This window comes from Bradyrhizobium sp. BR 10261 (assembly GCF_019455395.1).
GTDB lineage: Bacteria > Pseudomonadota > Alphaproteobacteria > Rhizobiales > Xanthobacteraceae > Bradyrhizobium > Bradyrhizobium manausense.
On record NZ_JACOFQ010000045.1, the window covers coordinates 12195 to 31420 of the forward strand.

A 19226-nucleotide genomic window follows, 5' to 3' on the forward strand; every position below is an offset into this window, starting at 1 on the left:
GGGCGCCCCGGAATGACAGAGGCCTAATCCCCCGCCTTCAGCCGGTACCCGATCCCCGTCTCGGTCAGCACATATTGCGGGCGCTCCGGATCGGCTTCGATCTTCTGGCGGAGCTGGCGGACATAGACACGCAAATATTGCGCATCGGTCAGTTCGTCCCACAGCTCCTTGAGCAGAAAACGATGGGTCAGCACCTTGCCGGCATGCTGCACCAGCACGCGCAGCAGGTCATATTCCTTCGGCGATAGCTTGATCTCGCGCTCGCCGAGTTTGACGATGCGGCGGACCAGATCGACCGAGAGATCGCCGGTGCGAAACACCGGACGCTCGCCCTGCGCTTGAAGTTGATGTCGCAACGCCGCGCGCAGGCGCGCCAGCAGCTCGTCCATGCCGAACGGCTTTGTCAGATAATCATCGGCGCCAAGATCAAGCGCCTGCACCTTGCCGGCCTCGTCGCCACGGCTCGACAGCACCACGATCGGCACGGCTTCGTTGCGGGCGCGGATGGTGCGCAAGAGCTCGTGGCCCTGGATGTCAGGCAGGCCGAGATCGAGAATGATCAGCGCGGGCTCTTCGGCAAGCTTTTCCAGCGCGAGCTTGCCGTTCGACGCCTCCAGGATCTCGTAGCCTTGCGTCGACAACCCCATCCGCAGCAATTTGCGGATCGGCGGCTCGTCGTCGATCACCAGAACCTTGATCGGGGCAGCGCTCATGCGGCGGTATCCAAAGCCTTGGTCTGTGCCGGAACCGGCAGACGGATGGTGAGGACGGCGCCGCTGCGGTCGCTGCGGTTGGCGGCCGAGATCGTGCCGCGCATCGCCTCGACGAAGCCGCGCGAAATGGCGAGCCCGAGCCCGGTGCCGGGGCGGACATGGTCGCCCTTCTGCACGCGATAAAACTTGTCGAACACGCTCTCGAGCTCGTCGGGCGGAATGCCGGCGCCCTCGTCAGCGACCTCGAGCACCACATGGTCACGCTCGCGCCGGCTCCTGATCGCGATCGTGGTTTCAAGCGAAGAATATTTCGCGGCATTGTCGAGCAGGTTGAACAGCACCTGCTCGAACAGCACGGCATCGAGCTCGAGCATCGGCAGATCGGCCGCCAGCACCAGCTCGACCTTGTGCGCCGTCAGGATCTTCGAGGCCCGCCGCAGCGCGCTGCCGACGATCTCGCCGAGGTCGTGCAGCGCCGTGTTGGGCACGATGGCGCCGGATTCGAGCTTGGTCATGTCGAGCAGATTGGCAATGAACCGGTTGAGCCGCTCGGACTCGTCGATCACCGTCGCAAGCAGATCGCGCTTCTCGGTGTCGGACAGCGCGCCGGCGAGATCGCGCATGGTCGAGGCCGCGCCCAGCACGGAGGCGAGCGGCGTCTTCAGATCATGCGAGATCGAGGTCAACAGCGCCGAGCGCAAGCGCTCGGATTCGACGGTGCGCTTGACCCGGTCCATGTCCTCGACCAGCAGCACGCGCTCGATCGCGAGCGCGCCCTGGTCGACCAGCGCGTCCAGCAGCCGGCGCTGGTCCGGCGTCAGCAGCGGGCCGGTGCGGTCATTGTCGATGCCGATCACGCCGATCGGACCGCGCCCGGTGCGCATCGGCAGGAACAGCCGCTTGGCGCCCGGCAGCGTATCCGAGCCGCGACCGGCGGAACGGTCATTGCTCCAGGCCCAGTTGGCGGCGGCAAGGTCGGCCTGGTCGAGCTGGTCCTCCGGCGGATAGCCTGACTTCACCGTGAGCAGGCCGTCTTCCGGCAGCAGCAGCACGACACGCACCTTCAGCATCAACGCGATCTGATAGGCGGTCGCCCACAGCACGTCGTCGAGCGTGGCGGTGCCGGCGAGCTTGCGGCTGAACGCATAGAGCTGCTCGGTGGTCCTGATCCGGCCGATCGCGGTGTCGGCCTGCGTACGCACGCGTGCGGCGACATTGGAGACGATCATCGCCACCACCATGAACAGGAAGAAGGCGGCGACATTGGTCGGGTCGGTGATCGTGAAGGTGTAGATCGGCGGCAGGAAGAAGAAATTGTAGGACAGCGAGGCCGCGACGGTCGCGAGCAGCGACGGCCACAGGCCATAGCGGACCGCCACGGCCACAACCGCCGTGAGCAGCACGAGGTCGACGTTCTCGATCCCGAAATAGGGTTGGATCAGCTCCGCGGCACCGAGGCCGACCAGCACGACGCCGAGCGCCTTCAGATAGGGTAGCGGGTTGAACGGCTCGGCCCGCGCGGCGGTCTGCACCGCCGTCTTCGCTACCGCCTCGCCGGGCAGCTCGTCACCGGGAATGACGTGAACACTGATATTGCCGGCGCGCCGCACCAGATCATGCACGACCGAGCCGCGCGTCATCTCAAACCAGCGCGAGCGGGTCGACTTGCCGATCACGATCTGGGTGACGTTGTTGCCTTGCGCGAAATTGATGACGTCGTCCGCGATGCGGCGGCCGATCGCGGGAATCGTCAGCGCCTCGCCGCCGAGCGACTCCGCGAGCCGCAGCGTGTCGGCCAGCCGGTCGCGCTCCCGGTCCGAGAGTTGAAGCGAGCGCCGCGTCTCGATCGAGATCGCGGTGAACGGCGCATGCAGCCGGTCAGCCAGGCGCTTGGTGTAGCGCACAAGGCCGGCCGCGCGGGGATCCTCGCTGACGCAGACGAGGATGCGCTCGCCTGCGGCCCAGGGGCCGGCGATGGCGTTCGCCTGCATGTGACTGAGCAGCTGCTCATCGACCCGCTCGGCCGTCCGCCGCAGCGCGAGCTCGCGCAGCGCGGTGAGATTGCCGGGCGAGAAGTAATGCTCGAGCGCCCGCTCGGCCTGCTTGGGGACGTAGACCTTGCCTTCGCGCAGGCGCTGGATCAGATCGTCGGGCGTGAGGTCGATCAGCTCGATCGCGTCGGCGCGGTCGAAGATCGAATCCGGCACGGTCTCGCGGACCCGCACATGGGTGATCTGGGCGACGACGTCGTTCAGGCTCTCGATGTGCTGGATGTTGACGGCGGTGTAGACGTCGATGCCGTGCGAGAGCAGCTCCTCGACGTCGAGATAACGCTTGGGGTGACGGCTGCCGGCGGCATTGGTGTGGGCGAGCTCGTCGACCAATGCGATCTTCGGCCGCCGCGCGATCACGGCGTCGAGGTCCATCTCCTCGACGATCTGGCCGCGATAATCGAGCCGCTTGCGCGGGACGACCTCCAGTCCCCGCACCAGCGCCTCGGTTTCGGCGCGGCCATGGGTCTCGACGAAACCGACCACGACGTCGATGCCGGCCTTGCGCCTGGCATGGGCGCTTTGCAGCATCTCGTAGGTCTTGCCGACGCCGGGGGCGGCGCCGACGAATATCTTCAGCTTGCCGCTCTCGCTCTCCTCCCGGCGCGCAGCGTCCAGCAGCGCCTCGGGCGAGGGACGTTGTTCGGGATCGCGGCGTTGCTGAACCATCAGGCCACTATAATCATCCTGATATTGCCGGCCTAGACGCTACCTCGCGGACGCACGATCCAGCGCCAGATTCAGCGCCAGAACGTTAACCCGGGGTTCGCCGAGCAGGCCGAGCAGGCGGCTCTCGGTGTTGGCGGCGACCAGCTGCTGCAGCGAAGCTTCCGCCATATTGCGCGCCTTGGCGACGCGCGGCACCTGGAATTGCGCCGCTTCCGGGGAAATGTCGGGGTCGAGACCGCTGGCCGAGGTCGTGACCAGATCGACCGGCACGGCGGCGTTCGGGTTCTCGGCTTTCAGCTTGTCCACATCCTCCTTCAGCCGGTCGGCCAGTGCCTTGCTGGTCGGGCCGAGATTGGAGCCACCGGAATTGGCGGCGTTGTAGGGCGCCGGGACTGTCTTGGTCGAATCATTGGGGTCCGGCGCCAGCGTTGCCGAGGGGCGGCCGTGGAAATATCTGTCGTCCTTGAATTCCTGGCCGATCAGAGCGGAGCCGATCACCTTGCCGTCCTTCTCGATCAGGCTGCCTTGCGCCTTGGCGGGAAAGATCGCGCCGGCAATGCCGGTCATGGCGAGCGGATAGACAAGGCCCGTGATGGCGGTAAGCACCAGCAACAGGACGATGGCGGGGCGGACTTCTCTGAGCATGTTGGGTCTCCAGTTACGTCGTCATTGCGAGCGAAGCGAAGCAATCCAGGATCTTTCCGCGGAGGCAGTCTGGATTGCTTCGTCGCTTCGCTCCTCGCAATGGCGGGGTTAGGCCAGGTGCAGCGCGACGACCGCAAGGTCGATCGCCTTGATGCCGATGAAGGGGATGACGATGCCCCCTAAGCCGTAGATCAAGAGGTTGCGCCGAAGCAGTGCGCCGGCACCGACCGCGCGATAGGCGACGCCCTTGAGCGCCAGCGGGATCAGGCCGATGATGATGAGCGCGTTGAAGATGATCGCCGACAGGATGGCGCTCTGCGGGCTCGACAGGTTCATGACGTTCAGCACGTTGAGCTGCGGGTAGAACGCCAGGAACATCGCCGGGATGATGGCAAAATACTTTGCCACGTCGTTGGCGATCGAGAACGTCGTCAGCGCACCGCGCGTCATCAAGAGCTGCTTGCCGATCTCGACCACCTCGATCAGCTTGGTCGGGTTGGAATCGAGGTCGACCATGTTGCCGGCCTCGCGGGCGGCCTGGGTGCCGGTGTTCATGGCGACGCCGACATCGGCCTGCGCCAGCGCCGGGGCGTCGTTGGTGCCGTCGCCGCACATGGCGACCAGCTTGCCCTTGGCCTGCTCGTCGCGGATCAGCTTGAGCTTGTCCTCGGGCGTTGCCTGCGCCAGGAAATCGTCGACGCCGGCTTCCGCCGCGATCGCGGCCGCGGTCATCGGATTGTCGCCTGTGATCATGATGGTGCGGATGCCCATGCGGCGCAGCTCGGCAAAGCGCTCGCGGATGCCGCCCTTGACGATGTCCTTGAGCTGGATGACGCCGAGCAGTTTTCCATCCTTGGCGACGGCCAGCGGCGTGCCGCCCGCCTTGGAGATCTCGTCCGCGATGGTCTGGACTTCGCGGCCGATCTCCGAGAGCGCAGCAGGCTGAAGGGCGCGGGCCGTATTGCCGGAGGCGACCGCCAGCGACGCACCGCCGCCGACATAATTGAGCATGGCATCGACCGCGCCCTTGCGCACCGACGAGCCGCCGGCATCGACGCCGCTCATGCGGGTCTGCGCCGTGAACGGAATGAAGGTCGCGCCAAGCTCGGCTATGTCGCGGCCACGGATGCCGTACTTTTCTTTCGCCAGCACGACGATGGAGCGGCCCTCCGGCGTCTCATCGGCGAGCGAGGCAAGCTGGGCGGCGTCCGCCAGCTCCTGCTCGGTCACGCCGCGCACGGGACGGAACGCCGTCGCCTGGCGGTTGCCGAGCGTGATGGTGCCGGTCTTGTCGAGCAGCAGCGTGTCGACATCGCCGGCCGCCTCGACCGCGCGGCCGGACATCGCCAGCACGTTGAAGCGGACCAGACGGTCCATGCCGGCGATGCCGATGGCTGACAACAGCGCGCCGATGGTGGTCGGGATCAGCGTCACGAACAAAGCGACCAGCACGATCACCGAGATCGAGCCGCCGGCATAAGCGGCGTAGCTTGGAATCGTGACGGTGGCGAACACGAAGATGATGGTGAGGCCGGCGAGCAGGATGTTCAGCGCGATCTCGTTCGGCGTCTTGGCCCGCTCGGCGCCTTCGACCAGCTTGATCATGCGGTCGATGAAGGTCGAGCCCTGCGCCGCGGTGATGCGGACGCGGATCCAGTCGGACAGCACCTGGGTGCCGCCCGTCACCGCCGAGCGGTCGCCGCCGGACTCGCGGATGACAGGCGCGGACTCGCCGGTGATGGCGGCCTCGTTGACGGAGGCAACGCCCTCGATCACCTCGCCGTCGGAGGGGATGGTATCGCCGGCCTCGACCAGCACGATGTCGCCGACCTTGAGGCTGGTGCCCGGCACCAGCTTGAAATCATGGCCCGCGCCATTCAGGAGCTTGGCCTGGCTTTCGGTGCGGGTCTTGCGCAGCGATTCTGCCTGCGCCTTGCCGCGGCCTTCCGCGACGGCTTCCGCGAAATTCGCGAACAGCACCGTGAACCAGAGCCAGATGATGATCTGGAACGTGAAGCCGAGATTCGTCCCGCCCGTGACGAGATCGCGCAGGAAGATCACCGTGGTGAGCGCGGCCACGACCTCGACCACGAACATGACGGGGTTCTTCACCATCAGCCGCGGATCGAGCTTGGCAAAAGAGGCGCGGATCGCGGGCAGCACGATTCTGGGATCGAGCATGGCCGACATCGGGGCACGCTTTTGCAGTTTCATCGTATCCATGGAGGTCACTCCGGAAATCAGAAGAGGTTAGAACAGTTGGCTTGCGTTCATCGCCAGATGCTCGACGATCGGGCCGAGCGCGAGCGCCGGGAAGAAGGTCAGGCCGCCCATGATCAGGATCACGCCGACGACGAGGCCGACGAACAGCCCGCCCGTGGTCGGGAACGTGCCCATCGACGGCGGGATCGATTTCTTCTCCGCGAGCGAGCCTGCAATCGCCATGGCCGGCACGATCATGAAGAAACGGCCGACGAACATCGCGCTGGCCAGCGTGAGGTTGTAAAAGAAGGTGTTGCCGGAGAGGCCCGCGAAGGCCGATCCGTTGTTGCCGGTCCCCGAGGTGTAGGCGTAGAGCACCTCGGTGAAGCCGTGCGGTCCGGCATTGGCCATGGAGGCCACCGCCGCCGGATAGACCACGCCGACCGCGGTCCAGCCCAGGATCATCAGCGGCAGCACCAGGATCGCCAGCATCGCCATCTTGACCTCGCGCGCCTCGATCTTCTTGCCGACATATTCGGGCGTGCGGCCGACCATCAGCCCGGCGACGAAAATCGCGAGGATGACGAACAGCAGCATGCCGTACATGCCCGCGCCGACGCCGCCGACGATGATTTCGCCGAGCTGGATGTTGATCAGCGGGATCATGCCGCCGAGCGCGGTGAAGCTGTCATGCATGGCATTGACCGCGCCGCAGGAAGCGGCGGTGGTGATGACGGCGAACAGCGAGGACGCAACGATGCCGAAGCGAACCTCCTTGCCTTCCATATTGCCGCCGGTGAGGCCGAGCGCCTGGAGCGTCGAGGTGCCGCTGGCTTCCGCCCAGTAGGTCACGGCAACGCCGGCGATGAACAGGACGCCCATCACGGCGAGGATCGCCCAGCCCTGACGCTGGTTGCCGACCATGCGACCGAACACGTTGGTCAAGGCGGCGCCCAGCGCGAAGATCGAGAGCATCTGCACGAAGTTCGACAGCGCGGTCGGGTTCTCGAACGGGTGTGCCGCGTTGGCATTGAAGAAGCCGCCGCCATTGGTGCCCAGCATCTTGATCGCGACCTGCGAGGCGACAGGGCCGACCGCGATGGTCTGCTTGGCGCCTTCGAGCGTCGTGGCTTCGACATAGTCGCCGAGGGTTTGCGGCATGCCCTGCCAGACCAGGAACAGCGTGTAGACGACACAGATCGGCAGCAGCACATAGAGCGTGCAGCGGGTCACGTCGACCCAGAAATTGCCGACCGTGCGCGCCGAGGCGCGCGAGAAGCCGCGGATCAGGGCAACCGCAAGTGCAATGCCCGTCGCCGCCGATAGGAAATTCTGGTGCGTCAGGCCCAGCATCTGCACGAGATAGGAGATCGTGCTCTCGCCGCCGTAGTTCTGCCAGTTGGTGTTGGTGATGAATGAAATCGCGGTGTTGAAGGACAGATCCTCGGCAACCGCTGTCTGCCCGGCCGGATTGAACGGCAGAACGGCCTGCAGACGCATCACGGCGTAGATGACCAGGAAGCCGCCGACATGGAACAGCAGCATGGCGACCGTATAGGTCAGCCAATGCTGCTCGCGTTTCTCGTCGACGCCTGAGATCCAGTAGATGCCGGTCTCGATCGGGCGCAGCACCGGCGAGAGAAACGTGGTCTCGCCATTGAACACGCGCGTCATGTACCAGCCGAGCGGCTTTGTCAGCGCGACGATGATCGCACAATAGAGAATGATCTGGAGCCAACCGATCATGGTCATGGAATCAACCCTTCAGGCTTGGTTTCCGGCGCAACGTGGGGAGCAGCACCGTCAGTAGGCAACTGGCAGCACAGCTCAGAATCGCTCCGGCCGCAGCAGCGCGTAAGTGAGGTAAATCAGGAGGCCGAACGAGACGGCACCGGCGAGCGCATAATCGAAGATCATGGTCCGCTCCGTCACAGCCGTTCGCAGGCGTAGGTGTAGCCGATCGCAAGGGCAAAGAAGCCGAACCCCAGCGCCAGCATGAGAATGTCCATCATGGGATGCTCCTCGTTGCGTCCCTCTATCGGGGAGCAACACTTTCTCGGGACCCGGCCGGAGCTCGCAGAAAGAAGCGCACCGCGCTTCCCGCGAGCCAACCGGGACTTTTGACCACGCTGAAGTGCCACCACGGGCATAGGTTTTCGAGACGAGGGCCATGGCGAAGTTATAGGAATCTCATAAAGGCGCCCACGATACTCACGCAACTTTCCGCCGTCGTCCCGGCACTTATGAGATTCCTATATCTGCCGCCCCCGCCCCATCTCGTTTTCCAATGCGCATCCCGCCATCCTGAACAGGCCGGCCGACCGACCGACGCCGCTTCCAGGAGGCCTGACATGACTGCCGCTCTCCGACACCACGATTCATCCTCCCTCGGCGATCGCTTGCGTAACGCGCAAGGCATGACCGGTCCGCTGATGCGCGAGATCATCGACAAAGCCTGCCGGCGACTCCCCTCACTCCACCAGAGCGAGCGCACGGCGCGCCTGATGCAGCTGATCGAAGCCGAAGCCTGGACCGATGCCGCGCTGGCACTGATGGAGCTTGAGCTGCCGCTGTGGCACGTCCGCCGCATCGCCTATGACGAAGGCGAGTGGCATTGCGCGCTGTCGCGTGAACGCGAGCTGCCCGACTGGCTCGACGCAGCGATCGAGGGATGCCATGGCGACCTCGCGATCGCGCTGATGTCGGCTTTCGCAGAGGTGCAGGCACGCGCCGTGGACGCGGCTCGTCCGAGTGTGCCCAGCGTGCGTCCCGCCCCGGATCCGCTCATTGAGCCGGCCTCTTGCGAGAACTTCGGCTGACCGGGCGCCCCGCGGCGTCGCACAGCCAGGGCTTCGCGCCCTTGCGGAAAACGCCCCGGCCGATCTGGCGCAGCTTCGCGGAACCGTGTTAGATCGGCCGCATGAGCACATCCAGCGTCAACGTCGTCGCCCACCCCCTGGTCCAGCACAAGCTTTCGCTGATGCGGGAGAAGGACCGCTCGACCAAGAGCTTTCGCGAGATCCTGAACGAGATCGGGATGCTGCTCGGCTACGAGGTGACGCGCGACCTGCCGCTGGAGCTGGTCGACATCGAGACGCCGATCGCCCCGATGCAGGCGCCGAAGATCGCCGGCAAGAAGCTCACGCTGGCGCCGATCCTGCGCGCCGGCGTCGGCTTTCTCGACGGCATGCTGGCGCTGATGCCGTCGGCGCGCATCGCCCATATCGGGCTCTACCGCGATCCCGAAACGCTGCAGGCCGTGGAATATTACTTCAAGGCGCCGCAGGACCTGTCGGACCGCACCGTGATCCTGATGGACCCGATGCTGGCGACCGGCAACTCGGCCTGCGCCGGCGCCACATTGCTCAAGGCGCGTGGCGCCCGCGACATCCGCTTCGTCTGCCTGCTGGCGGCCCCGGAGGGCATCGCCCAGTTCCAGAGCGAGCATCCCGACGTGCCGATCTGGACGGCCGCAATCGACGAGCGGCTCAATGATCACGGCTACATCGTGCCGGGTCTCGGCGATGCCGGCGACCGGATGTTCGGCACCAAGTAGACAGGTTTGCGCGATCGGGCTCCGGTTGCCATGCATGCTGACGATGTTTCACTGCAATCACTGATCGGATCGGAGAGATCAGCCGATCCAGCCTTCGTGTTTGGCGGCACCGCCGTCTCGCGCGCGGAATTTTCCCGCAAGGTCGAGCAGACCGCGGCCTGGCTTGCCGCGCAGGGTATCGGCAAAGGCGACGTCGTGGCGGTCTGGCTGGTCAACCGCGTGGAATGGATTGCGCTGCTGTTTGCCGCCGCCAGGCTGGGAGCGATCGTCGCCGCCGTCAATACCCGTTATCGCAGCGCCGAAGTCGCGCATCTCCTGCAGCTATCAGGCGCAAAGCTGCTGATCATCGAGGCGGCGTTCCGCTCGATCGATTTCGCTGCCATTCTCGCCGACATCGCCAAGTCCGATGTCCCCGCGCTGCAACAGCTCGCGGTGGTCGGCGCAGACGAGATCCCCGCGCAATGGCCCTGCCTGCGCTTCGACGCCTTCGACAAGCATTGTCCCCCGGCTCCATTTCAGCACGAGATCGATCTGCCCGTGTTGCTCTACACCACATCGGGCACGACCAAAGGGCCAAAACTGGTGGCGCATTCGCAGCGAACGCTGGCGAGCCACGCCAAGGCCGTGGCCAGAGCGCTCCAGCTTTCGCCGCAGCGTCATGCCCTGCTGGCGATGCTGCCGTTCTGCGGCACCTTCGGCATGACGAGCCTGCTCGGCTTCATCGCCGCCGGCGCCACCGTCCACGTGCTCGATGCCTTCGAGGCGGCGCCGGCGCTGAAGATCCTTGCCGAGCACAAGATCACCCACACCTTCGGCTCCGACGAGATGTTCCGCCGCATCCTTGCGCTGACCGACGCAAGGCGGCCGTTCCCGCATCTGCAAGTCTGTGGCTTCGCCGCGTTCCAGCCCGGCTGGCGCGAGCTGGCCGCGGAGGCCGAGGCACGCGGCCTGCCGCTGTTCGGCCTGTACGGCTCCAGCGAGGTGCAGGCGCTGTTCTCGATCGGGCGCGCCAGCGACGCCTTCGCCGACCGCATCGAGGGCGGCGGCTGGCCGATGTCCCCGGACGCGAAAGTCCGCGTGCGCGACACCGAGACCGGCGAGCTTGCGCCGCAAGGCGTCTCCGGCGAAATCGAAATCAGCGCGCCCTCGCGCTTCATCGGCTATTTCAACAATCCGCAAGCCACTGGGGATGCGATCACTGCGGACGGCTTCTTCCGCACCGGCGATATCGGCCGCCTGCGCGGCGGCGCTTTCGTCTATGAGACCCGCGCAGGCGATGCCATGCGGCTCGGCGGCTTCCTGGTCGCGCCCGGCGAGATCGAGGACGAGCTCAAGTCCTGCGCCGGCGTTGCCGACGCCCAGGTCGTCGCCGTCGATCTGAAGGGCCAAACGCGCTGCGTCGCTTTCGTGATCCCGGCCGGAGCTCCGCCGCGTCAGGAGGTGCTGACGGCGCGCCTGCGCGAGCGGCTCGCCGGCTACAAGATTCCGGCACGGATCTATGTCGTGGATGCCTTCCCGGTCACCGACAGCGCCAATGGCGTCAAGATCCAGCGCGCAAGGCTCCGCACTATCGCGATGGAGCGGATCGCGGCCGAACTGGGCTAGTACGACTTGGCGAGGCCGAGCACCTTTTCCGCGATGAAGCTCAGTGCGAGCTGCGGGCTGACCGGCGCGATGCGCGGGATCAGGATCTCGCGCAAGTAACGTTCGACGTGAAACTCCTTGGCATAGCCAAAGCCGCCATGGGTCATCACCGCCTGCTCGCAGGCGTGGTATCCGGCTTCGCCTGCGAAATATTTTGCGGCATTCGCGCCAGCGCCGCAGGGCAAGCCCCTGTCGTATTGCCAGGCCGCCTGCATTACCATCAGCCAGGCCGCCTCGAGCTCGATCCAGTTCACCGCGAGCGGGTGCTGGATGCCTTGATTCTTTCCGATCGGCCGGTTGAACACGACGCGCGTCTTGGCATACTCGGTCGCACGCGACAGTGCGAGCTTGCCGAGGCCAACGGCTTCCGCCGCGATCAGGATGCGCTCGGGGTTCATGCCTTCGAGGATGTACTGAAACCCTTTGCCCTCTTCGCCGATGCGGTCCTCCATCGGGATCTCGAAATCCTCGAAGAACAGCTCGTTTGAATCGACGATCTTGCGGCCCATCTTCTCGATCTCGTGGACCTTGATCCTGTTGCGGTCGAAGTCGGTGTAGAACAGGCTGAGGCCATGGGTGGGCGAGCGCACCTCCTCCAGCGGCGTGGTGCGCGCCAGCAGCAGGATCTTGTGCGCGACCTGCGCGGTCGAGATCCACACCTTCTGGCCGTTGACGATATAGCGGTCGTTCTTGGCAACGGCGCGGGTCTTGAGCTGGGTGGTGTTGAGCCCGGTGTTCGGCTCGGTGACCGCGAAGCACGCCTTCTCGCGGCCCTCGACCATCGGCGGCAGCATGCGCTTGCGCTGCTCTTCTGTGCCGAACACGACCACGGGGTTGAGACCGAACACGTTGATATGCACCGCAGACGCGCCGGACATGCCGGCACCGGATTCGGCAATGGTGCGCATCATGATCGCAGCTTCGGTGATGCCGAGGCCGGAGCCGCCATATTCTTCCGGAACGCAGATGCCGAGCCAGCCGGCGTCGGCCAGCGCTTTGTGAAAATCGTGTGGGAAGCCGCCGTCGTGGTCCTTCTTCAGCCAATAGGCGTCGGGAAAGCCTTCGCAGATCTTGGCGATGGCGTCGCGAATGGCTTCCTGCTGATCGGTGAGCGCGAAATCCATGGTCTTGATCTCCTTGTTGGGAGCCGCGATTGCGCCATCTCCCGATCGCGTTTCCCGCGCAAAGGCCATGGCGCTTGCCGCGCCCGACATGCCCTGGCTTTTCGTTCTTTAGCTCGAAAAACCGCATGCAGATACGTGAATTTGTCCGTCAACTGTGTCTAACATGCATGGCGTCATGCGGCGCAAAGCTAAGCGCGCCGTTATTTCGCAAGGAGGGAAACCGCGATGATGCACAAGAGGCCGGCCTGATGCGTTCGATGCTGTTCGTGCCGGGCGATTCCCCGCGCAAATTCGAGAAGGCGAGCGAAGGCAAGGCCGACGCCCTGATCATCGATCTCGAGGACTCCGTCGTCACCGACAAGAAGCCCGAGGCGCGGACCCTGACGCTTGCGATGCTGAGGAGCCGCCCCGGCCCGCACCAGCTCTATGTCCGCATCAACGCGCTCGAAACCGGCATGACGCTGACCGATCTCGCCGCCGTCATGCCGGGCAAGCCTGACGGCATCGTGCTACCGAAATCGCAAGGCGGCGATGACGTGCGCCAGGTTGCGACCTGGCTTGAAGCGCTGGAAGCAGCATCCGGAATCACAGCAGGCGCAACACGCATCGTCTGTGTCGCGACGGAAACCGCCAGCTCGATCTTCGGGCTCGGCAGCTACAGGGGCTGCTCCCCTCGCCTTGCCGGCTTGATGTGGGGCGCGGAAGATCTTTCCGCCTCGCTCGGCGCGACCGAGAAGGCGTCAGGCGGCGTGTTCCACAGTCCCTACCGCCTCGCGCGTGATCTGTGCCTGATGGCGGCGGCCGCGGCGGAAGTGGCGCCGATCGACACTGTCTATACCGACATCGACAATCTCGCAGGCCTCGAGCAGGAAACCCGCGCCGCGCGGCGCGACGGCTTTTCGGCGAAGGCGCTGATCCATCCCAAGCATGTCGACATCGTCAACGCGGCGTTCGCGCCGACCGACACCGAGCGGGCATGGGCGGAGAAGGTCATCGCCGCGTTCGCGAGCAATCCAGACGCCGGCACGCTGCGCCTCGACGGCCAGATGATCGACAAGCCGCACCTTCGTGCCGCGAAGAAGATCCTGGGCCAGATCTAGAGAAGTGGGCGCGCTGATGGCGCGGACGGTCGATCGGCTGCGGCCGAAGACCACCGCGGCCTGGTTTCAGTCGAATCCCTGAATGGGTGGCGTCGTGGTTGCCGCTGGCAACGCAGGCGCGACTTGAGCCGGTTGCGACACGGGAGCGGCTTGGACCGGCGGATTGCCGGCCGCTGTCATCTGACCGTTGGCCTCCATCGTCTCGCGGGTGCGTGGGGGCGCACCGGCGGCCGTCGCCCCATACACCTCGCGACGTGGCGGCTGCCGGTGTCTTGCCGAGCGCGAACCTCTCATGCCCCATGACCGGGCGATGGCAGGACCGGCGGTATAGCCGATCACGGCACCCGCGACGGCACCGACCGGCCCCAGCACGACCGCGCCGGACACGGCTCCGAGCGCCGCCGAGCCGGCGCGCTCCTGCGCAACGGCGCTTGCGGGCACGGCGGCCAGCATCACAATGGCAGTGATCAGAACTTTCTTCATCAGAGCGACTCCCTCACCGGCGATCACTCTGACTCAAATATGGCCACAGGAGGTTCGCTTGCCGGCCAACAAAAGGCAATCGACGGGGGAAACCCGGCGGTGGAAGCGGCGATGACCTTAGCCCCGCGAGCGCTAGGGCGTCGCAGCTCGACCTCGTGATGGCCGGCGTTTGGCAAATCTCTTGACACGCAATTCGCGCTGCATATTTTTGCGGCGAGAACATCGTTTCTCACCCTCGAAAATCAAAGGATCCAACGCGACCGTCTGGAGAGACGACGATGCTCGATGAGAATTTGGTCCGCATTCGTGCACATCGTAACAACATCCACCGTTACCGGCGTCTTCTGAGGACCAGGCTGTCGGAGCTCGAACGCCAGTTCATCGAGAGACGTCTCACGGAAGAAAGGTCGGCGCTCGAAAGCCTGACCGCGGCGACCTTCCCGGTTGCTCTCTCTGCCACCCAGGCGCCGATCGATGTGAGAGGAGCAATGCAATGATCAGCCAGCGAGAGCTGCTCATTCGCGGCAGCGAAAAGGTGATCGGCCATTACGAACTGCTCCTGGCGGGCGCAAAGTCCGAGCAGGAGCGCGAGCTCTATCTCCAGCGGATCGAACGCGAGCGGAGGCTGATCCGCGACTTGCAAGGCGAGCAGGATCACCGCGCGGCTTGAGCCGCGATGTCAGGGGGCTCACCACCCTCGCAGGGGATACACCGCTGATCTTCGGCCCCCTGCGACCGATTCAACGAACGAGACGATTGGGCCCTGCGAGGGCGCTGCTGGATTCACTCGCGGGCGCGATCCTGACGCTCGCGGTGAGCGGAACGCCGTTACGCAAGACCGAGAGCCTCACATCCTCGCCGACGCGGGCAAGGCCGATCGTGTTGCGGAGCTGGGCGGCGGTGCGGATCGGGCGGTCGTCTGCTCCGGTGACCACATCCCCCCTGCGCAAGCCTGCCTTTTCCGCGGGCGAATCCGCGGCCACCTCGGCAATGACGGCGCCTTGAATCAATCCCCTGTTGGCCGAGGGATGCAGATCGTTCAGCGAGATGCCGATACGGCCGCGCTCGACGCCACCGTTGGCGATGATCTGCTCCATCACCTTGCGTGCCATGTTGACGGGAATGGCAAAGCCGATGCCGACATTGCCGCCGGCCGGCGAGATGATCGCCGAGTTGATGCCGACGAGTTCTCCGCGCAGGCTGACCAGGGCCCCGCCGGAATTGCCCGGATTGATTGCGGCGTCGGTCTGGATGAAATCCTCATAGCCCTGTTTGCCGATTCCAGTCCGGCCCAGCGCGCTGACGAGACCTGACGTCACGGTCTGGCCGAGCCCGAATGGATTTCCGATCGCGAGCACGAAGTCGCCGACTTCGAGCGCGTCGCTGTCGCCGAAGGGGAGCGCCTTGAGCCCGGTCGGGTTCTGAATCTGGAGTACCGCGACATCTGTGGGTGGATCACGTCCAACGACCTTCGCGGAAAACTGCCGGCCATCCTTGGTGGTGATCTGGACGGCGGAGGTGCCTTCGACCACGTGATTGTTGGTCAAGACATAGCCGCGCTGGGCATCGACGATCACGCCGGAGCCGGTCGCGTTGACCTCCTTCTCGATCTGCCTGGGGACGTCGAAGAACTCGCGAAACATCGGGTCGCGGTAGAGAGGGTTATCTTCCCGCACGCGGCCGTGCACGGAGATGTTGACCACGGCGGGCGTCACCTGACGCACCAGCGGCGCCAGGGTCGGCAGCGAGCCGCCGGTCTTCAGGTCGGGAATTTGGCCGGCAGCAGGCTGCAACGCCGTTGGCGTCAGCACCAGCATCGCCAGCAGGAGCAAACGCACAGCACGCATCTTCCGTACCTGCTACCTTGCCTGGGATTGGAACGTAAAGGCTCTGGCCTCAGATCTCGGCACGCGCCCCGGTGACGAGGCCTTGCAGAGCCAGAAATGGAACCGCCCAGACTGCCGAAGCCTGGCCGAGCAGCACGAGCGCGAGAACAGTCTGTGTGAGCATCATGCGCTTTGCCCCTCGGCGGCGGCCCATGGCCGCCGCAGCCGCATCGGGACGCCGCCGCCGCGCGGCGGGTCGTCATTGTCGTTGTCGCCGTCGAGCTTGCGCAGGGCGGCCAGGATATCGGCGAGCCGGACCGTGTGGCCCATGCCGGGGATCTCGCGCAAGGCGGGACAGGATTCCACCGCGTACATGTCGGATGCCCAGGATGACAGGATGATCCGCTTCTCCGGCGTGGAGAGATCCTGTGCATTCAGGACCTCGGCTGGTGAATCGTAATGGGCGGCGGGATGAAACAGCGGATTGAGATTGCCGAAATTGGTATTCACGTTGGTCATCGGCGGTGCCTCCCTCATACTCCTTTCAAAGGGACGGGTTCGTTGACGGGGGACGGCGGCGCCAAAGACCGCCGTCCGGCTTGTTGTTATTGCGTATTGATCGCGATGCGCTTGACGCCTTCGCGCGCCCTCTCGGACTTCGGCAGCGACACGGTCAGGACGCCGTTCCTGAACGACGCCTCGGCCTTGTCCTCCTCGACGCCTTCCAGCGGGATCTGCCGCTCGAAGGCCCCATAATAGCGCTCGGTGAAGTACCGGCCCTCGCCGTTGCGCTCCGCCTTCTTCTCGCCGCGGACAGTCAGGACGCCATTGGCGATCTCGACCTGGACGTCCTTCTCGGTCAAGCCGGGAAGCTCGGCGGACACCGTCAGTGTCTTGTCGGTCTCGCTCAGTTCGACCTTCGGCCAGCCGAAACGGCCTTCCATCAGCGGCGACAGACCGGTCCCACTAACGCCGCGGAAAACGTCGTCGAACAGACGGTTCATCTCGCGGTGAAGCGTCAGGAAGGGGTCGAAATTGTCCCGCGTGGGCGCAAGCTCCTGGTTTCTCGACCAGGGAATGAGGTCACGAAAAGCCATGCTTGTCTCCTTCATGCATCGGGAGCGCGGCGCGCATTGCACGCCGCGTTCCGCCGTTGGACCGATCGAGCGCTTTAGGCTGCTTTCTTCTGCTCGATCTGCGATGCCGCAGGAGCGCCGTCCGCGATCGGAATCCGACGCGGCTTCATGGCTTCCGGAACCTCGCGGACGAGGTCGATGATCAGGAGCCCGTCCTGGAACGAGGCCTGCTTCACCTGGACATAGTCCGCGAGATTGAACACGCGCCGGAACGGACGCGCGGCGATGCCCTGGTACAGGTATTCGCGCGAGGCGGTCTCGGGCTTCTTGCCCTCGATGGTGAGAGCGTTCTGCTCGGCCGTCACGGTGATATCGCTGGCGCTGAAACCCGCCACCGCAAGGCTGATGCGGTAATGGTCCTCGCCGGAGCGCTCGATATTGTAGGGGGGATAGTTGTCCTCGGTCGCCTGGCGCAGCGTGCTGTCGACGAGGTCGGCCAGGTGATCGAAGCCGATGGTGGAGCGCCACAGGGGCGCAAAGTCAAAACTGGTCCTCATAACCAAGTCCTCCAAAGAGCAAGATGGATACGAAGGAGCGCAGGACAGGGTATCAGACGGGTCCGACGACCGGTCCGGCGCCCGCACCGGGCCCGATCTGGCGCCCGGCACACCGCTCTCGCGGCGAAAAATCAATTAGAAAAACGGCTGGCGGTTTCAAGGGGGGAGGCTCGAAAAATTTTGGCCGCCCAGCCGGTCCCCGGGGATGCCTCAGGACTTCAGCGTGTCGCGCGCCGTCTCCGGCGTCATCAAGGTCGCAATGATCGTGATGACCGAGAGCGCGATGATGTAGAGCGACACCGGCCAGGGACTGCCGGCCCAGGCGAGCAGCGCGGTCGCGATCAGCGGCGAGAAGCCGCCGCTCAAGGCGGCCGCGACATTTGCCCCGAGCGAGGCGCCGCTGTAGCGCACCTTTGTGCGGAACAGTTCCGGCATGAATGCCGCCTTCGGCCCGAACAGCAGCCCGTGCGTCAGCGTCATCGTGACGACGAGCGCAAGCGTGATCAGCACCGGCTCCCTGGTGTCGAGGAACCAGAACAGCGGAAAGGCGAGCGCCACCGTGAATACGCCGCCGGCAAGATACAGCGCCTTGCGGCCGAAAATATCGGAGAGCCAGCCGGCGAGCGGCAACGTGGCGAACTCGACGAGCGCGGCATAGACGACCGCATTCAGGATCACCTGGCGCGGGAGGCCGAGTTTTGTCGTGGCATACAGCACGGTGAAGACAGTAAGGAGATAAGCGAGCCCAACTTCCGAGATCGTGATGCCGATCGCCAGCAGAAAGCTGCGCCAATCGCGGCGAAGCACCTCCCACACCGGCTGCGCCAGCACCTCCTTGCGCTCGACCACCTCCTTGAAGTGCGGCGTCTCCGCAAGCTTGAGCCGTACGATGAGACCAATGCCGACCAGCAGAATGCTGATCCAGAACGGCACGCGCCAGCCCCAACTCAGGAAGTAGGCCTCGGGCAGTTGCGTCATCAGCCCGAACATGCCGGTGGAGGCAGCAACGCCAACGGGAAAGCCGATTTGCACCAGGCTGCCGTAGAAGCCGCGCCTGTTACCGGCGTGCTCAACCACCATCACGACCGCGCCGCTCCACTCGCCGCCGAGGCCGATGCCTTGCACAAAGCGCAGGATGACAAGCAGGATCGGCGCCCATACACCGATTTGGCTGTAGGTCGGCAGGCAGCCGATCAGGAAGGTGCCGAGCCCCATCGCGATCATGGTCGCGACCAGCATCCTCTTGCGGCCGAGCCGGTCGCCGTAATGCCCGATGATGGCGCCGCCGATCGGCCGCGCCACGAAACCGACCGCATAAGTGGAGAATGCCGCCAGCGTCCCGACGAAGGGATCGAAGCTCGGGAAGAACAGCTTGTTGAGCACGAGCGCGGCCGCCGTGCCGTAGATCAGGAAGTCATACCACTCGATCGCAGTGCCGAGCGCACTCGCCCACACCACATGCGCCGTCGTCGATCGCTCCGTTTCGCCGGAGACTCCTGTTGCCGCCGTCATTGCCATGTGCCCCGCGATTCCAGCCGGCATCATGGATAATCGCGGATATGGTTGCAACCTGCCCGCGT

General features: G+C 65.0%; 19 protein-coding genes. 6 read left to right on the plus strand and 13 right to left on the minus strand.

Going from position 1 to position 19226, the window contains the following annotated elements; translation table 11 throughout:
- Positions 1-23 precede the first annotated feature (23 nt).
- The 6 genes from HYH07_RS33605 to HYH07_RS33630 all read right to left on the minus strand — a co-directional run bounded on the left by HYH07_RS33605 (position 24) and on the right by HYH07_RS33630 (position 8197).
- Positions 24-713 carry a response regulator gene (locus tag HYH07_RS33605; protein ID WP_220006485.1) on the minus strand — a complete coding sequence of 230 codons (690 nt, stop codon included), beginning with the start codon at positions 711-713 and terminating at the stop codon, positions 24-26.
- Positions 710-3433, minus strand: coding sequence for a sensor histidine kinase KdpD (locus HYH07_RS33610; RefSeq protein WP_220006486.1), 2724 nt, complete (start codon positions 3431-3433; stop codon positions 710-712). Before HYH07_RS33610 ends, HYH07_RS33605 begins: the two co-directional genes overlap by 4 nt.
- A gap of 39 nt (positions 3434-3472) precedes the next feature.
- On the minus strand, positions 3473-4078 hold the full coding sequence (locus HYH07_RS33615; RefSeq protein WP_220006487.1) for a K(+)-transporting ATPase subunit C: 606 nt from the start codon (positions 4076-4078) through the stop codon (positions 3473-3475).
- A gap of 108 nt (positions 4079-4186) precedes the next feature.
- Positions 4187-6301 carry a potassium-transporting ATPase subunit KdpB gene (kdpB, locus tag HYH07_RS33620; RefSeq protein ID WP_220006488.1) on the minus strand — a complete coding sequence of 705 codons (2115 nt, stop codon included), beginning with the start codon at positions 6299-6301 and terminating at the stop codon, positions 4187-4189.
- Between the two features lie 27 nt (positions 6302-6328).
- Complete coding sequence (gene kdpA / locus HYH07_RS33625; protein WP_220006489.1) at positions 6329-8032, minus strand: potassium-transporting ATPase subunit KdpA; 1704 nt, start codon at positions 8030-8032, stop codon at positions 6329-6331.
- A 75-nt stretch (positions 8033-8107) separates the two neighbouring features.
- A complete protein-coding gene (locus HYH07_RS33630) occupies positions 8108-8197 on the minus strand; it encodes a K(+)-transporting ATPase subunit F (protein ID WP_035698142.1) in 90 nt (29 codons plus the stop codon).
- Positions 8198-8631: 434 nt separating this feature from the next.
- Here HYH07_RS33630 and HYH07_RS33635 point away from each other — a divergent pair, with 434 nt between their 5' ends.
- From HYH07_RS33635 to HYH07_RS33645, 3 genes are all read left to right on the plus strand, one after another.
- A complete protein-coding gene (locus HYH07_RS33635; protein WP_220006490.1) occupies positions 8632-9099 on the plus strand; it encodes a hypothetical protein in 468 nt (155 codons plus the stop codon).
- Positions 9100-9200: 101 nt separating this feature from the next.
- Entirely contained in the window at positions 9201-9836 is a 636-nt protein-coding gene (upp, locus tag HYH07_RS33640; protein ID WP_220006491.1) for a uracil phosphoribosyltransferase, read from the plus strand.
- A 30-nt stretch (positions 9837-9866) separates the two neighbouring features.
- Positions 9867-11441, plus strand: coding sequence for an AMP-binding protein (locus HYH07_RS33645; RefSeq protein ID WP_220006492.1), 1575 nt, complete (start codon positions 9867-9869; stop codon positions 11439-11441).
- Here HYH07_RS33645 and HYH07_RS33650 read toward each other — a convergent pair.
- Positions 11438-12604: an acyl-CoA dehydrogenase family protein gene (locus HYH07_RS33650; protein WP_220006513.1), complete on the minus strand. Its 1167-nt coding sequence runs from the start codon at positions 12602-12604 to the stop codon at positions 11438-11440. The genes HYH07_RS33645 and HYH07_RS33650 overlap by 4 nt on opposite strands.
- Before the next feature lie 248 nt (positions 12605-12852).
- On the opposite strand from HYH07_RS33650, the gene HYH07_RS33655 reads away from it, so the two are divergent.
- The gene (locus HYH07_RS33655; RefSeq protein ID WP_220006493.1) at positions 12853-13704 is read left to right on the plus strand and encodes a CoA ester lyase; all 852 of its coding nucleotides are present in this window, start codon (positions 12853-12855) and stop codon (positions 13702-13704) included.
- A gap of 66 nt (positions 13705-13770) precedes the next feature.
- On the opposite strand, the gene HYH07_RS33660 is transcribed toward HYH07_RS33655, so the two are convergent.
- Positions 13771-14187, minus strand: a complete 417-nt coding sequence (locus HYH07_RS33660; protein ID WP_220006494.1) for a hypothetical protein — start codon at positions 14185-14187, stop codon at positions 13771-13773.
- A gap of 278 nt (positions 14188-14465) precedes the next feature.
- Here HYH07_RS33660 and HYH07_RS33665 point away from each other — a divergent pair, with 278 nt between their 5' ends.
- Both HYH07_RS33665 and HYH07_RS33670 read left to right on the plus strand, forming a co-directional pair.
- Complete coding sequence (locus HYH07_RS33665; RefSeq protein WP_220006495.1) at positions 14466-14684, plus strand: hypothetical protein; 219 nt, start codon at positions 14466-14468, stop codon at positions 14682-14684.
- Positions 14681-14857: a hypothetical protein gene (locus tag HYH07_RS33670; protein WP_167353965.1), complete on the plus strand. Its 177-nt coding sequence runs from the start codon at positions 14681-14683 to the stop codon at positions 14855-14857. The genes HYH07_RS33665 and HYH07_RS33670 overlap by 4 nt, the downstream gene beginning before the upstream one ends.
- Positions 14858-14927: 70 nt before the next feature.
- On the opposite strand, the gene HYH07_RS33675 is transcribed toward HYH07_RS33670, so the two are convergent.
- The 5 genes from HYH07_RS33675 to HYH07_RS33695 all read right to left on the minus strand — a co-directional run bounded on the left by HYH07_RS33675 (position 14928) and on the right by HYH07_RS33695 (position 19158).
- Positions 14928-16034, minus strand: coding sequence for a trypsin-like peptidase domain-containing protein (locus HYH07_RS33675; protein ID WP_220006496.1), 1107 nt, complete (start codon positions 16032-16034; stop codon positions 14928-14930).
- A gap of 162 nt (positions 16035-16196) precedes the next feature.
- Positions 16197-16532 carry a hypothetical protein gene (locus HYH07_RS33680; protein WP_220006497.1) on the minus strand — a complete coding sequence of 112 codons (336 nt, stop codon included), beginning with the start codon at positions 16530-16532 and terminating at the stop codon, positions 16197-16199.
- An 86-nt stretch (positions 16533-16618) separates the two neighbouring features.
- Positions 16619-17110, minus strand: a complete 492-nt coding sequence (locus HYH07_RS33685; RefSeq protein WP_220006498.1) for an Hsp20/alpha crystallin family protein — start codon at positions 17108-17110, stop codon at positions 16619-16621.
- Between the two features lie 74 nt (positions 17111-17184).
- On the minus strand, positions 17185-17646 hold the full coding sequence (locus HYH07_RS33690) for an Hsp20 family protein (protein ID WP_220006499.1): 462 nt from the start codon (positions 17644-17646) through the stop codon (positions 17185-17187).
- A 210-nt stretch (positions 17647-17856) separates the two neighbouring features.
- Entirely contained in the window at positions 17857-19158 is a 1302-nt protein-coding gene (locus HYH07_RS33695; protein WP_220006514.1) for an MFS transporter, read from the minus strand.
- Positions 19159-19226: the final 68 nt, after the last annotated feature.

Excerpts from the sequence above, each read along its gene's own strand:
- HYH07_RS33650 (WP_220006513.1), bottom strand. The coding sequence starts at position 12,604 with ATGGATTTCGCGCTCACCGATCAGCAGGAAGCCATTCGCGACGCCATC.
- HYH07_RS33675 (WP_220006496.1), bottom strand. The coding sequence starts at position 16,034 with ATGCGTGCTGTGCGTTTGCTCCTGCTGGCGATGCTGGTGCTGACGCCA.
- HYH07_RS33670 (WP_167353965.1), top strand. The coding sequence starts at position 14,681 with ATGATCAGCCAGCGAGAGCTGCTCATTCGCGGCAGCGAAAAGGTGATC.
- kdpA (WP_220006489.1), bottom strand. The coding sequence starts at position 8,032 with ATGACCATGATCGGTTGGCTCCAGATCATTCTCTATTGTGCGATCATC.
- HYH07_RS33685 (WP_220006498.1), bottom strand. The coding sequence starts at position 17,110 with ATGGCTTTTCGTGACCTCATTCCCTGGTCGAGAAACCAGGAGCTTGCG.
- HYH07_RS33630 (WP_035698142.1), bottom strand. The coding sequence starts at position 8,197 with ATGATCTTCGATTATGCGCTCGCCGGTGCCGTCTCGTTCGGCCTCCTG.
- HYH07_RS33615 (WP_220006487.1), bottom strand. The coding sequence starts at position 4,078 with ATGCTCAGAGAAGTCCGCCCCGCCATCGTCCTGTTGCTGGTGCTTACC.
- HYH07_RS33605 (WP_220006485.1), bottom strand. The coding sequence starts at position 713 with ATGAGCGCTGCCCCGATCAAGGTTCTGGTGATCGACGACGAGCCGCCG.
- HYH07_RS33665 (WP_220006495.1), top strand. The coding sequence starts at position 14,466 with ATGCTCGATGAGAATTTGGTCCGCATTCGTGCACATCGTAACAACATC.
- HYH07_RS33660 (WP_220006494.1), bottom strand. The coding sequence starts at position 14,187 with ATGAAGAAAGTTCTGATCACTGCCATTGTGATGCTGGCCGCCGTGCCC.
- HYH07_RS33690 (WP_220006499.1), bottom strand. The coding sequence starts at position 17,646 with ATGAGGACCAGTTTTGACTTTGCGCCCCTGTGGCGCTCCACCATCGGC.
- HYH07_RS33645 (WP_220006492.1), top strand. The coding sequence starts at position 9,867 with ATGCATGCTGACGATGTTTCACTGCAATCACTGATCGGATCGGAGAGA.
- HYH07_RS33680 (WP_220006497.1), bottom strand. The coding sequence starts at position 16,532 with ATGACCAACGTGAATACCAATTTCGGCAATCTCAATCCGCTGTTTCAT.
- HYH07_RS33695 (WP_220006514.1), bottom strand. The coding sequence starts at position 19,158 with ATGACGGCGGCAACAGGAGTCTCCGGCGAAACGGAGCGATCGACGACG.
- HYH07_RS33655 (WP_220006493.1), top strand. The coding sequence starts at position 12,853 with ATGCGTTCGATGCTGTTCGTGCCGGGCGATTCCCCGCGCAAATTCGAG.
- kdpB (WP_220006488.1), bottom strand. The coding sequence starts at position 6,301 with ATGGATACGATGAAACTGCAAAAGCGTGCCCCGATGTCGGCCATGCTC.
- HYH07_RS33610 (WP_220006486.1), bottom strand. The coding sequence starts at position 3,433 with ATGGTTCAGCAACGCCGCGATCCCGAACAACGTCCCTCGCCCGAGGCG.
- HYH07_RS33635 (WP_220006490.1), top strand. The coding sequence starts at position 8,632 with ATGACTGCCGCTCTCCGACACCACGATTCATCCTCCCTCGGCGATCGC.
- upp (WP_220006491.1), top strand. The coding sequence starts at position 9,201 with ATGAGCACATCCAGCGTCAACGTCGTCGCCCACCCCCTGGTCCAGCAC.